Origin of the sequence: Caldinitratiruptor microaerophilus (assembly GCF_025999835.1) — a bacterium.
In the GTDB taxonomy this organism is placed as follows: domain Bacteria; phylum Bacillota; class Sulfobacillia; order Symbiobacteriales; family ZC4RG38; genus Caldinitratiruptor; species Caldinitratiruptor microaerophilus.
This window is the reverse complement of record NZ_AP025628.1, coordinates 2,289,654-2,302,436: the sequence shown is the minus strand read 5'-3', so window position 1 is coordinate 2,302,436 and position 12,783 is coordinate 2,289,654. Positions and strand designations below refer to the sequence as shown.

The 12,783-nt window shown below is 68.5% G+C and carries 14 protein-coding genes; 11 read left to right on the top strand and 3 right to left on the bottom strand.

Annotated features, from left to right (window positions below; all coding sequences use genetic code 11):
* Positions 1 to 31 precede the first annotated feature (31 nt).
* The 5 genes from fdnG (at position 32) to caldi_RS11155 (ending at position 5,725) form a co-directional block, all read left to right on the top strand.
* On the top strand, positions 32 to 3,019 hold the full coding sequence (fdnG, locus tag caldi_RS11175) for a formate dehydrogenase-N subunit alpha (RefSeq protein WP_264841847.1): 2,988 nt from the start codon (positions 32 to 34) through the stop codon (positions 3,017 to 3,019).
* 3 nt (positions 3,020 to 3,022) lie between these two features.
* Complete coding sequence (locus tag caldi_RS11170; RefSeq protein WP_264841846.1) at positions 3,023 to 3,829, top strand: 4Fe-4S dicluster domain-containing protein; 807 nt, start codon at positions 3,023 to 3,025, stop codon at positions 3,827 to 3,829.
* 3 nt (positions 3,830 to 3,832) lie between these two features.
* Positions 3,833 to 4,507 (top strand): formate dehydrogenase subunit gamma, encoded by a 675-nt coding sequence (locus caldi_RS11165; protein WP_264841845.1) that lies wholly within the window; start codon positions 3,833 to 3,835, stop codon positions 4,505 to 4,507.
* Entirely contained in the window at positions 4,500 to 5,339 is an 840-nt protein-coding gene (locus tag caldi_RS11160) for a formate dehydrogenase accessory protein FdhE (protein WP_264841844.1), read from the top strand. The genes caldi_RS11165 and caldi_RS11160 overlap by 8 nt, the downstream gene beginning before the upstream one ends.
* Before the next feature lie 110 nt (positions 5,340 to 5,449).
* Positions 5,450 to 5,725, top strand: a complete 276-nt coding sequence (locus caldi_RS11155) for a hypothetical protein (RefSeq protein ID WP_264841843.1) — start codon at positions 5,450 to 5,452, stop codon at positions 5,723 to 5,725.
* On the opposite strand, the gene caldi_RS11150 is transcribed toward caldi_RS11155, so the two are convergent.
* Together caldi_RS11150 and caldi_RS11145 are read right to left on the bottom strand one after the other, a co-directional pair.
* Positions 5,722 to 6,423, bottom strand: a complete 702-nt coding sequence (locus tag caldi_RS11150) for a prolipoprotein diacylglyceryl transferase family protein (RefSeq protein WP_264841842.1) — start codon at positions 6,421 to 6,423, stop codon at positions 5,722 to 5,724. The two genes, caldi_RS11155 and caldi_RS11150, sit on opposite strands and share 4 nt — an antisense overlap.
* A gap of 6 nt (positions 6,424 to 6,429) precedes the next feature.
* Positions 6,430 to 6,963, bottom strand: coding sequence for a TlpA family protein disulfide reductase (locus caldi_RS11145; protein WP_264841841.1), 534 nt, complete (start codon positions 6,961 to 6,963; stop codon positions 6,430 to 6,432).
* Between the two features lie 127 nt (positions 6,964 to 7,090).
* On the opposite strand from caldi_RS11145, the gene caldi_RS11140 reads away from it, so the two are divergent.
* From caldi_RS11140 to caldi_RS11120, 5 genes are all read left to right on the top strand, one after another.
* Positions 7,091 to 7,612, top strand: coding sequence for an RNA polymerase sigma factor (locus tag caldi_RS11140; protein ID WP_264841840.1), 522 nt, complete (start codon positions 7,091 to 7,093; stop codon positions 7,610 to 7,612).
* Positions 7,613 to 7,761: 149 nt separating this feature from the next.
* Positions 7,762 to 7,938 (top strand): hypothetical protein, encoded by a 177-nt coding sequence (locus caldi_RS11135; protein ID WP_264841839.1) that lies wholly within the window; start codon positions 7,762 to 7,764, stop codon positions 7,936 to 7,938.
* 19 nt (positions 7,939 to 7,957) lie between these two features.
* Positions 7,958 to 8,164, top strand: a complete 207-nt coding sequence (locus caldi_RS11130; RefSeq protein ID WP_264841838.1) for a hypothetical protein — start codon at positions 7,958 to 7,960, stop codon at positions 8,162 to 8,164.
* A 310-nt stretch (positions 8,165 to 8,474) separates the two neighbouring features.
* Positions 8,475 to 8,780 (top strand): metal-sensitive transcriptional regulator, encoded by a 306-nt coding sequence (locus tag caldi_RS11125; protein ID WP_264841837.1) that lies wholly within the window; start codon positions 8,475 to 8,477, stop codon positions 8,778 to 8,780.
* Positions 8,781 to 8,824: 44 nt separating this feature from the next.
* The gene (locus caldi_RS11120) at positions 8,825 to 11,017 is read left to right on the top strand and encodes a heavy metal translocating P-type ATPase (RefSeq protein WP_264841836.1); all 2,193 of its coding nucleotides are present in this window, start codon (positions 8,825 to 8,827) and stop codon (positions 11,015 to 11,017) included.
* 9 nt (positions 11,018 to 11,026) lie between these two features.
* Here the strand turns inward: caldi_RS11120 and caldi_RS11115 are convergent, their stop codons facing one another.
* Positions 11,027 to 12,178 carry a peptidoglycan DD-metalloendopeptidase family protein gene (locus tag caldi_RS11115; protein ID WP_264841835.1) on the bottom strand — a complete coding sequence of 384 codons (1,152 nt, stop codon included), beginning with the start codon at positions 12,176 to 12,178 and terminating at the stop codon, positions 11,027 to 11,029.
* 318 nt (positions 12,179 to 12,496) lie between these two features.
* Between caldi_RS11115 and caldi_RS11110 the strand changes: the two genes are divergently transcribed.
* Complete coding sequence (locus caldi_RS11110; RefSeq protein WP_264841834.1) at positions 12,497 to 12,781, top strand: TFIIB-type zinc ribbon-containing protein; 285 nt, start codon at positions 12,497 to 12,499, stop codon at positions 12,779 to 12,781.
* Positions 12,782 to 12,783: the final 2 nt, after the last annotated feature.

The window sequence follows — 12,783 nt, the reverse complement described above, 5'->3', positions numbered from 1 at the left end:
TCAATTACATCAATTCCCGGGAGGGATGCACATGACCATGATGAGCCGCAGGCGCTTCTTGCAGACGACCGGAGCGGGCACGGCGCTGGCCTGGCTGCTCGAGCTGGGCTTCGACGTACGGTCGGCCCGGGCCCGTGTTCGCACGTTGAAGACGGCCTCCACAACGCCCGTGCAGTCCGTCTGTTACTTTTGCGCGGTCGGCTGCGGCGTGACGGCCTACGTCCGGGACGGGAAGCTCGTCACCGTCGAAGGCGACCCCGACAACCCGATCAACCAGGGCCGCTTGTGCGCCAAGGGGATGGCCCTGCGGGAGATGGCAACGAACCCGGAACGGCTCACCCGCGTGCTCTACCGGGCGCCGGGAGCAACAGAGTGGGAAGAGAAGACGTGGGAATGGGCCCTGGATCGGATCGTCCAGCGGGTGAAGGAAACACGGGATGCCACGTTCGAGTACAGGAACGAAGCCGGCACGACCGTCTCCCGGACAGAGGCCATCGCTAGCCTGGGTAGCGCGATCGTGAACAACGAAGAGTGCTACTTGATCGGGAAGCTGATGCGCGCCCTGGGCGTGGTCTACATCGAACACCAGGCGAGGATATGACACTCCTCCACAGTCGCCGGTCTGGCGAACTCGTTCGGTCGTGGTGCGATGACGAACCACTGGGTGGACATGCGGAACACCGACGTGGCACTTATCATCGGTGCCAACCCGGCGGAAAACCACCCGGTGGGGTTCAACTGGATTCTCGAGGCACGTGAGCGCCGCGGGGCCAAGATCATCAGCGTGGATCCCCGTTTCACCCGCACCTCGGCCCTGGCGGACCTCTATGCCCCACTCCGGCCGGGGACTGACATCGCTTTCATCGGCGGACTCATCAACCTGGCCCTGGAGACCGGGCGCTTCCACCGGGAGTACGTCGTCAACTATACGAACGCCTCGTACCTGGTCGACGAAAGTTTCGGTTTCCGGGAGGGCCTCTTCACTGGCTACGATCCCGAGAAGCGCCGGTACGACAAGTCGACCTGGAAGTACCAGACAGATACCGAGGGGAAGATCCTACAGGACCCGACGCTCCAGCACCCCCGCACAGTGTTCCAGCTCATGAAAGCGCACTACAGCCGCTACGACCCGGACACCGTCGCGCGGGTCACCGGCATGCCGAGGGAGCGTTTCCTGCAGATCGCGGACCTGTTCCTCTCGACGGCCGCGCCCGACAAGACGGGCACGATCCTCTACGCCATGGGCGGGACCCAGCACACGGTGGGGTCGCAGAACGTGCGCGCCTACGCCATTCTGCAGATGCTGCTGGGGAACATCGGGCGTCCGGGGGGCGGCGTTAACGCGCTGCGCGGCCTCTCGAACGTGCAGGGTTCGACGGACGTGTCCCTCCTCTTCAACAACCTGCCCGGCTACCTGCCCACTCCGGACGAGGCCGCGCACCCGAACCTGGCGGCCTACAACGCTTCGACCCCCAAGGCCGGATACTGGACAAACCGGCCCAAGTTCCTCGTCAGCCTCCTCAAGGCCTACTGGGGCGACAAGGCAACACCGGAGAACGACTTCGCCTACGATTACCTGCCCAAGCTGAGGGCCGGAAAGAACTACTCGCACATCGCCTTGTTCGAGGACATGTACGCCGGCAAGATCCGCGGCCTCTTCAACTTCGGGCAGAATCCGGTTTGCTCGGGCCCCAACGCCGGCAAGGAGGCCCGGGCGCTGGAGAAGCTGGACTGGCTCGTGACGGTGGACATCTTCGAGAACGAGACCGCCGGCTTCTGGAAGCGGCCCGGCGTGGACCCCAAGACGATCCAGACCGAGGTCTTCCTGCTCCCGGCGGCGCATTTCCTCGAAAAAGCAGGCTCCGTCACCAACTCCGGAAGGCTGCTACAGTGGCGCTGGCAGGCCACGGCTCCCCCGGGCGACGCCCGGTCGGACCTGTGGATCGTCCACAACCTGGCGTTGCGCCTGAAGGCCGCTTACGCCAGCAGCACACGCCCGGAGGACGCGCCGATCCGGGACTTGCACTGGGATTACGGCCCGGCCGACGCGCCGGACGTCGAGAAGGTGGCGGCGGAGCTTAACGGGTACCGGACGGGGGACCGGACGCAGTTGGACTCCTTCGCCGCCCTTGCGGACGACGGCTCCACCGCCGCCGGTTGCTGGATCTACACCGGGTACTACGGGACCAAGGGGAACCGTGCGGCTTCCCGGAAGCTGGAGGACCCGGGTGAATTGGGGAACTACCCCGGCTGGGGGTTCGCCTGGCCGGCAAACCGCCGCGTGCTCTACAACCGAGCCAGTGCCGACCCGGAGGGGCAGCCATGGGCGCCGGACAAGGCCGTGATCTGGTGGGACGGCGGCAAGAAGCAGTGGGTTGGGTATGACGTACCCGATTTCCCTCCCACCCGGTCGCCAGAGGACCCGGGTGGCCGCAGTCCCTTCATCATGCTGCCCGAAGGTGTGGGCCTCCTCTTCGCCTCCGGCATGGTGGATGGACCGTTCCCCGAGCACTACGAGCCCTTCGAAAGTCCCGTCGAGAACGCCCTGAACCCGGTACCGCTCAACCCTGCCGTGCGCGTCTGGACTGGCGAGGGCAACGACCGCGGCGACCCCGAGCGCTTCCCGATCGTGGCCTCGACGTGGCGGCTCACGGAGCATCAGCACTCCGGGGCTGTGACCCGCCGGCAGACGCGGCTCGTCGAGATGGTACCCGAGCCCTTTGTGGAGATGAGCCCATCGCTGGCAGAGGCCAGAGGGATCCGGCCGGGCGACTGGGTGGTCGTGCGCACCGCCCGGGGCCAGATCCGGGCCCGCGCACTCGTCACCCCGCGTGTTCAGCCGCTTCAACTCGGCGGCAAGCAGGTGCAACAGATCGGGATCCCGTGGCACTGGGGCTTTCTGGGACTTGTGACCGGGGACATCGCCAACGTGTTGACCCCCCACATCGGGGACGCCAACACCATGATCCCGGAATACAAGGTCTTCCTCTGTGACGTCCAGAAGGCGGAGGGGGTGTGAGCGGTGGCGGAGGTCACGAAGCTCGTGGACGTCACCCGCTGCGTGGGCTGCCGGGGCTGCGTGGTCGCGTGCAAGGAGTGGTACGATCTCCCGGGCGAGTGGCAAGGAGCCCGCTTCGAAGGCAGCTACCAGCATGCCGGCGGCTCCCTGGGCTACAACCGCTGGGTCAACGTCCAGTTCTACGAGGTAGCCCGTGACGACGGCCAGCCACCGACCTGGTTCTTCCGCAAGCACCAGTGCCTGCACTGCGGGGAACCGCCCTGCGTCGCGGTGTGCCCGGTGGATGCTCTCGAGCGCACGGAGTCCGGAGCAGTGAACCTCGACCAGGACGTGTGCATCGGTTGCCGCTACTGTGAGAGTGCCTGTCCCTTTGGGGTGCCCAAGTACAGTGCCGCCGAGCGCAAGGTCTCCAAGTGCATCCTCTGCTACGACCGCATCACCAACGGGATGGAGCCGATCTGCGTCAAGACCTGCCCAACCGGGGCCCTGGTCTTCGGCGAGCGGGAACAGGTCCTGGCGGAAGCGAAGGCCCGGCTGGAGGCGGTGAGGGACGAGTTTCCGGACGCCCAGATCTACGATCCGCCCGGGGTGGGCGGGACCCGGGTCGTCTACCTGCTTCCCGGTCCGCCCGAGGCGTACGGCCTCCCTGCCAACCCGCGGGTTCCCGCCTCCGTGACCGTGTGGCAGTCGGTAACCAAGCCCGTCGGCGGGGTCGCAGTCGGCGCCTCGCTGGCGGCATCGGTCGTCGCGTTCGTCATCCAGCGGCGCATGAACGGCAGCGGTGACGACGGCAAGCGAAACGAGGTGTAGGTCGTGGAACGCGTGCGCAAGTTCTCGCCGATCGAACGGGGAGCCCACTGGGCTCTTGCCGTCACATTCTTCATCCTGGTCCTCACGGGCGTGCCCCTTTACGCCTACGGCTGGTTCGGGTGGCTTGCACCGCTCTTCGGGGGAATGTACGGCGCACGGGTGGTGCACCACTGGGCTGGTGCGGCCTTCACGGCCATCCTGGCCCTGGCGGTGGTGGGCGGGTTCCGAACTTGGACGGCCCACGTCCTTCGGTGGGATGCCGACGACCGGGCCTGGCGCAGGTACTTCCTCGCCTACTTCTTCGGGCTCGTTTCCGGCTCCCGGTTGCCACCGCAGGGCAAGTACAACGCCGGGCAGAAAGCCTGGTCCGCCGTCCTCATCGCGGGTGGACTGGTGCTCCTGGGGAGCGGGCTGATCATGCTCTTCCCCAACCTCTTTCCGGTGGGCCTGGTTCGCTGGATGTACCCGCTCCATGGCCTGACCGCCATGGGTCTGCTGGCGTATGTGATCGGCCACGTGTTCCTGGCGGCCTTCCACCGCGAGACACGGGTGGCCCTCTCGGCGATGACCTCGGGCTGGGTCGATCGCCGCTACCTGGAGACCCACCACGCCAAGTGGCTGGAGGAGCTGGGCCGGACGGAGAAGGCCGGCGCGGCAGGAGGGAAGTCCGGTGCGTGAGCCGGTCTGGCCTCCGGTCGAGCCGCCTGCGGGCGCCCTGGCCCTGCACCGGGCCCTGGCCGCCCTTCCACCTCCGGATGGCTGGTGGGGCTTGAACCCGGAGCCAGACCCATCGGCGCTCCGGGTCCACCTCGCGGAGGGTCGGTCGATCGGGGACGTCTGGCCGCCCGCCCTCCGGCCCGATGCGTTCTTCGGTCTGGTGCGCGTGATGGCGGCCGCCGCCGCTCCCCACTTCCCTGGCGGTGACGCGGAGGCGGTTTCCGCCGACCTGACCCGCGCGGAAACCGAGATGGCCCGCCTGGCCCCGGAGGACATGGGACGCTGGGTGCTACGGGGCGAATGCGGATTGAAGGGGCGGGCGGGGTTCCTCGTGGAGCACGCCCGCAGGGCATACCTCCGGGCCTACGCCCGAACCGTGACCAAGCGCGTACCCGAACTCGAGACCGGGGTTCTCTGGTCCCGGCGGATCTGCCCCGTATGCGGTAGCCTCCCCGGACTCGGGCGGATCATGAAAAGGCAGGCCGGGGTGCCGGGGCCGCGCCTCTTGATTTGCCGGCGGTGCGCCACGAACTGGCGCCTGCCGCGCTTCGTGTGCCCGTTCTGTCCGGAGGAGGAACCCGGCGACATCGTGACCGTGGAAGGCGATGCGCAAGCCGAACTGCACGTCTGCAAGAGATGCCGCCGCTACCTGAAGGTGATCCGGGAAGAGATGGTAGACGACCCGACGCTGTGGGACGTCCAGACGCTGTACCTCGACCTCCTTGCCGAACACATGGGGTTCTTGCCGGGTGCTGAGCCCGTCGATCCAGCCGCCCCGTCCCCCAGGCACTGACGGACCGACTCAGAGAACTTGCGAGGGCGATCTGGATTCACCTGACAGGGCACGGCGAGCCACGTTGACATAACCTCGCAATGGGAGGACCGGACGGGAGGTTGTGTCGAGTGTGGTGGCTCATGCAGCCCACGTGGCCCCGGCGGATGGTGATGCCCCGCTTCGCTCCCGGCGACGTGGTCGTGCCGCGGGTGGCGCACATGCCGGAGCACGCGGGCCGGGCGGCCCGCGTGCTCCGGGTCGTGTGGGACCGGCCCTTCTACGTCCTGGACTTCGGCGACGGACGGCCCCACCGCTGGTATGCGGAAGATGAGTTACGGCCGGCCCCAGCCGGGGTCCGGCCCGGTCAGGTGGTCTTGAGACCCCGGCACCCCGGATCTTCCTAACCGCCAGCGGTCGGGTGGGGAGTCTGCGGCTGGAGCGGCGCGCGTCCCACGCGCCGCTCCAGCCACAACGCTGCAACATAGGCTCCGCCTCCCGCCGCACCGGCGGCGAGCTGGGTACCGCTCACGCCGAACGGGGAGACGGGCGCGGGACCGAGGAGGTCCCCCGCGGCCACCGCAAGAGAACCGAAGACCACCGCCGCCAGGGCAACGTGGCCAGGAAAGCGCCCGCGGGTCCGCAAGGCATACGTGGCGGCGGCGGCCAGCGCGAACCCGAGACCGAGTGGCACCGCGCGCGGCCCGCCGCTGCCCGCCGAGACGACGGCTCCCATGGTGAGCAGGGGCACGGCCACGATATCGAGGAGACCCACGGCGTGGCGCCTTGCTGGCCACCAGACGGGCAGCGTGAACAAGACCATGCCCAGGAGTGCCCCGATCAGCGGCTCGGGGCCCCTGGGCAGAGCGAGCAGGAGCCGGGGGCGTGCCAGGAAGGTGGCGGGGGAGCGGAGGACGTCCGCCAGCTTGGCACCGACGATGAGCCCCAGGACCGCCCGGGAGGCGACCTCCTCCGCGATGGCACGGCCCAGGCTGAACGTGGAGGCGAGGCGGGGCACCAGGGCGGAGAAGACCAGCACGCCCACGATCAGGCTCACGCCGTACGTGGGAATGTTGAAAGGTCCAAGAACGAGGACATCAGGCACCCCGCTTCACCTCCAGGCAAGGGTCCGTTCGTACTCTGCCTTCATGGCCGGATAGGTCATCGGGCCGATGACTTTGCTGCGGATGATGCCGCGGGCGTCGATGAAGAAGCTGGTCGGGATCGAGATGACGTTGTATGCCCGGGCCACTGCCCCATCCGTGTCGAGGGGGACCCGCCAGCGGTAGCCTCCCGCGGCCATGAAGCGGGCGACCGCCTCGGGGGACGCCTCCGTGTTGGTGAGGTCTACCCCCAGGATGGTCAGGTCGGGCAACCCTTCCTCGTGCAGCCGCCGGATCTCGGGCATCTCGGCCTTGCACGGGGGGCACCAGCTGGCCCAGAAGTTCAGGAAGACCACGTCCCCCCGATAGTCGGAGAGCCGTACCGGCCGCCCTTCCAGGTCAAGGACCTGGAAGTCCGGGGCGCGGTACCCGACCTCCGGTCGCTCCCCCGCGCGGGCACCGGCCGGCCGCAGGCTGCCCCCGAGCAGGAGCACGGCGACGAGCGCCACCATCGCGTAGGAGAGGTACCGGTTCAAGTTCATCCCTCCGGCCCCCGATTCTAAGGTGCTTCTGTGTAGAAAATGTGAAGAACTCGCCGCAGCGCCTCCATCGGTTCTTCACAGTCAGGTGCTATCCTGACCGTGATCCGGGAGGACGGGGGGTGTGCCCGTGGCGGACCGGATGCGGCCGGAGGAAAATGAATTCTTTACGTTGCTTGCGCCGGAGCAGGGCAAGCTCTACCGGCTCGCGCTGGCGCTCCTCGGCAACGAGGCGGACGCCCGCGATGCCCTTCAGGAGAGCGTGGTCCACGCGTTTTTCGCCTATCGCCGCCTGCGGGGCGGGAAGGCGACGTTTGTGCCCTGGATGCGGCGCATCGTCGTGAACAGTTCCCTGCAGATTCTGAGACGTCGCTGGCGCCTTGTCCCCGTCGGGCGGCCGGAGAAGCTGAGGCCCGAACCCGGCCGGTCGTTGCCGGACCCGCCGGGGGAGGTCTGGGATGCGGTCCGTCGTCTGGACGAACACTATCGCGTCGTCGTGGTGCTCCGTTTTCTCAACGACATGTCGCTTGACGCCATCGGCCGCACGCTGGGGATCCCCCTCGGAACCGTCAAGTCCCGGCTCCACGTCGCGCTCCGCCGCCTGCGCAGGATGCTCGACCAGTCCGGCGCCGGTAAGCTGCAGGCCGTTTGACGTTCGCCAGCCGCCGGTTCCCACGTTCTTCCGCTCGATGCGGCGCAAGCTCGTGGGGACCGGTGGGGACCATACCTGTGGTGGGTAGGGGACGCGAAACTTCCCCCTGTCCAGGGCGCGAACGACGGAGCAGACGGGAGTGAAGGTCCGTGGCGAACAAGCAACAGGTCCAGAACTGCATCCAGCAGTGCGTGCAGGCCGCCAACACGCTCCGCGCCGCCGCCAACAACGTGCCGGACTCCGCCGTACGGGACATGCTCACCCAGGGCGCGCACCACATCGAGCAGTGCGTCCGGGGTTGTGAGCAGGTCATGCAGATGGCGTGAGCCGCGAGGAGGTGCGCGCATGCCGGTCCATCAGGACATTCAGGCCTGCATCCAGCAGTGCCAGCAGGTCGAAGCCCAGCTCCGCAACATGGCTGCCGCGGATGTGAATCCGCAGGCGAAGAAGATGCTGAGCGAGGGTGCGCACCACCTGCGGCTCTGCATCGAGGAGTGCCAGTGGTCGTTGCAGCAGCTACAGGCGGCGACGGCCGCGGCGGCACTGGCTTGAAGCGCAGGCGGCCCGAATGGGGCCGCCTGCGCCACTTCTCCGGACCTGGCCCTCACCCGCCTCGCCCTACTTAGGAATGCACCGGCAGCCCATCGTGGCCCGCGATCCGATGGTACTGTTCGCTTCCCTGGCGATGGCGTGTCGAGCGCAGGGGAGTGCCACCGCCGGGCCGTTGAAGGCCCCCGTCGCAGAAGGCTCCCGCCGACTTGACAGTGACCCCGCAAGGGGGTACCATCTCTCGTTGAATAACACCCCCACGGGGTGGGGGTGATGGCGGACGACACCGACGCCGGGGGGGGGGGAACGGACCGTGGAGGAACTACCCGTTGCGAACCGCCACGTCATGCCCGAACTGCGGGCCAACGCGTACCGGCGCCTGTCCTCCATCGAGGGCCAGATCCGGGGCCTGAAGAAGATGCTCGACGAGGACCGGCCGTGCATCGAGATCCTCGTCCAGCTCTCCGCGGCCCAAGAGGCCCTTCGTCACGTGACGAAGCTCATGATGCGCAACTACCTCGAGCGCTGCGCCACCGACGCCATCCGGTCCGGCGACCCTGAACAGGTGCAGGCGGCCTACGACGACATCATCGAGGTGCTCTTCAAGCACACCCGGTAGGGCAGGAGGCCCTGCCGGACGGGCGACGCCGGGAGTGACGGGGTTTGAGCACCCTGCATCTGAGGGTCGGCGGGATGCACTGCTCCCTGTGCACCGAGTCCATCCGCCGGGCACTCCGGCGGCTCAATGGGGTCATGGACGTGCAGGTGAGCCTCGCCCACGAAGAGGTCCTCGTGCACTACGAACCGGGGCGCCTGCACCCCCAGGCAGTCACCGCCACGCTGCTGGACCTGGGCTACACGGTGCGGGAGCCGGACCGTGAGGACGTGTTCGCCGAGGAGGAGCGGGAGCTCCAGCGGGCCCGCCGCATCGCCGTGGTCATGGGGCTCTTGGTGGCGGCAGCAACTGCCGTGATGGGCGTCAGCGCAGCGTACGGGCCGGACCGCGCGCTGTGGGGGATCCAGGCCGCGCTGGCGCTGAGCGCAGGTTTCGGCCCTGCTTCGTTCGTCTTCCGGAACGCCTGGCAGTCGCTGCGACGCAGGATCCTCAACCAGGACGTGCTCGCCGCGGCGGCTGCGCTGGCCGGCCTCATGGGAGGCGTGGCGGGGTTCGTGTGGCCCGGCTTCCCGGCCGGTGCGTTCCTTGCCGCGACGGCGTACATCCTGGCCTTCCACGCCGTCGGCGGGTATGCCTCGGTGCTCGTTCACGTCCGGGCTTCGCAGTCGGTACGCCGGCTTCTGGCACTTCAGCCGGAGACGGCCATCCGGCTCGGTGAGGACGGGGAGCGGGAGGTGGCCGTGGGTGACCTGCACCCGGGCGATCGAGTCCGTATCCGCCCCGGCGAGCGGATTCCGGTCGATGGCGTCGTGGTACAGGGGACGTCGGCCGTCGACCAGCAGCTGGTGACCGGCGAGCCGCTGCCGGTCGACCTCGGGCCCGGCGATTCGGTCGTGGGCGGCTCGGTGAACCTGACCGGCAGTCTGGTCGTCGAGGTTACACGGGTGGGCGAGGACTCGTTCGTTCGCCAGGTGGCCCGCCAGGTGGCGGAGGCGCGGGCGATGAAGCCGGGGATCCTGCGCCTCGTGGACCGCATCCTCCTCGCGTACGTACCGGCCGTGTTCGGTCTGGCTGCCACCGGGGGCCTGGGGTGGACGGTCGGGGCATGGCTCTATGCCGGCGAGCCGGACTGGGTCCGGGCGGGCTTCGCCGTTCTGGGCACGCTGGTCATGGGTTATCCCTGCGCCCTGGGGATGGCCACCCCGCTGTCCATCCTCCGGGCCAGCGGCGAGGCGGCCGAACGCGGCATCCTCATGCGCTCCGGTGAGGCGTTTCAGCTGCTTCACCGGGTCGATGTCATTGTCCTCGACAAGACCGGCACCCTGACCGAGGGGAAGCCACATGTCGGGGCCGTCTGGGCCGCCGGCGGCGACCCGGAGGGCGTGCTGGCCGTCGCCGCGTCCGCCGAGCACCCGTCCGAGCACCCCCTGGCCCGGGCCGTCGTGACCGGAGCGGCGGAGCGGGGGGTGCGCGTCACCGACCCTGAAGCCTTCACCGCGATCCCGGGGCAGGGTGTAGTGGCCCGCGTGGCGGGAGAGGAGGTGCTGGTCGGCACGGAGAAACTGCTGGCGGCGCACCGGGTTGCCGGGGTGGATGCGGCTCTGCCCTGGGCCACCCAGCAGCGTGAACAAGGCCGCACCGTTGTCTACGTGGCCGCCGGGGGCCGGCTCGTGGGCGCACTGGCGCTCGCTGACCGTGTGAAGCCCGGCGCCGCCGAGGCCGTCGCCGCGCTACGAGGCCGGGGCGTGGAGCCCGTGATCGCCACGGGCGATCACGAACGTGTCGCCCGCGCGGTGGCCCGAGAGCTGGGGATCGCCCAGGTGCACGCGGAGCTGTTGCCACAGGCGAAGCGGGATCTCGTGCGCCTTCTCCAGCGAGCAGGCCGGCGGGTCGCCTTCGCCGGCGACGGGATCAACGACGCGCCGGCGCTCATGCAGGCAGACGTGGGCATCGCGATCGGAGCCGGCACAGACATCGCCATCGACGCCGCGGACCTGGTCCTGCCGGGCGGGCGGCTGAGCGCCCTGGCCGAGGCGCACACGCTCGCCGGGACCAGCTACCGGCTGACGGTCCGGAACCTGCTCCTGGCGCTTGGCTTCAACGCCATCGGCGTCCTGGCTTCGCTCTCGGGGCGGATCCACCCGGCCTGGGCGATGCTCGCCATGACCTTGTCCCTGGGGACCGTGCTGGGGCACACGCTTTTCAGCCCACTGCTTCCGGAGGCCGCGGGGAAGAGGTGAGTCGGGTCGCTACTTCGGGAGCCAGTCCATGGGGTCCACCTGTTTGCCGTCAACAATGACCTCGAAGTGCACGTTCGGGCCCGTGGCGAGGCCGGTGCTGCCGCCCAGCGCGACGACGTCGCCCCGTTTCACCTCCTGTCCCACACGGACCGTCAAGGCCGAGTTGTGCGAGTACAGGGTGGCGACCGACTTGCCCTGCACCTTGCCGTGGCCGATGATCACGACGTTCCCGTAGCCGTTCTGCCAGCCGGCGAAGAGCACCTTTCCGTCGGCCGCCGCGTAGATGGGCTGCCCCACGCGGACGGCGAAGTCGACCCCGGCATGGAACCGGCGTGTCTTCAGGATCGGGTGCAGCCGCCAGCCAAAGCCGTCGGTGATGCGAGCCGGCTGCTGTACCGGGTAGCTCAGTACCAGGCGCCCGAGCTCACGGCCCACTTGCTGTTCCAGTTCCCGGGCCTTTCGGGCAAGCTCCTGCCCTTCGCGCTCGAACTCATCCAGGGCCTGCCGCAGCGCGGCCTCGCGCTGGCTGAGCTGCTGCCTGTACCGGGCCGCAGCTGCCGTTTTGGCGGCGGCTTCCTCGTATTGCTTCCGCCGCTGCTCTTCGAGCGCCTGCAGTTCATTCCGGCGCTGTTCCGCCTCCAGACGTCTGACAGCGACCTGTGCCTGGGCCGTCTGCACGTCCTGCACGATCTGGGCATCGCGCTCGGCGAGGAGCTGCAGGAAGTCCAGCCGGCTGAGGAAATCGTCGAAGCTGGTGGCGCCCATCAGCACTTCGAGGTACTGCACTTCTCCATACACGTAGAAGGATCGTAACCGATCGCCCAGGACTTGCTGGCGCGCCTTCAACTGCCGAGAAACCCGGTCCAGTTCCGCCTCGGCCTCCCGCAGTGCCGCCTGGGCCTGGGACAGGGCCGCCGTCACTCCGGCGAGCTGGCGGTTGGCCTCTTCCTCTTCCCGCTGCGCCCGGGCATAGGCTTCGGCGGCGCTCCTGGCCTCCGCCTCCAACCGTGCCAGGAGGGCGCGCTGTTGAGCCGCCTGACGGGAGATCTGCGCCTGCCGCTCGCGGATCTGTTCGAGCTGTTCACGGGCGGACCCGGCCCACGCCGTCGACCCGAGCGGAGCGGCGACCAGCACGGCGGCCAGCGTCAATGCCGTGATCACACGGCGGTTCCCACGCCTGTGAAGAATCGTCGCCTGCACCTCCGGTCCCCATTCGCACCCTAGTTGCAGGGGTGTCTCGTCTGGACGGGGTCGACCCACCTGTGAGGTTACGTGCAGGTTGTGAAGAATGGGTGGAAGAAAGAAGGAGAATCGATGAAGATTCTCCTCCTGTGTCATGGGAAGGGACCGGCCGGGCGCTCGGCATGGAAGAAGGCCGCCGGTGCCCGCAAGAGGGGGCCGGCGGCGGGTTGGTGCCGCTGGCGATGAGCAAGGTGAGCACGGTATCATGGGCGTTGACAGTCGGAGTTCGCGTCGGGGGTGACCGGTGTGCGGAATGTCCGCTGCCCGCTCTGTGACGTGCCCATGCGGGAGGTCCCGAGGCGCGGCGTGCTCATCGACGTCTGCCCGGAATGCCGTGGGGTCTGGCTCGATCGCGGAGAACTCAACAAGCTCCTCGAAACCGCCGACCGCTGGGAGGAATCGCGCCTGCCGCCCGATGAACCGCCGGCACCCGAGCACCGGCACCGGGGGCCGGAGAAGTTCCACCCGCACCGGCGCAAGAGCTTCTGGCACGAGCTGTTCGACTTCGAGCTGTTCGACTGAGA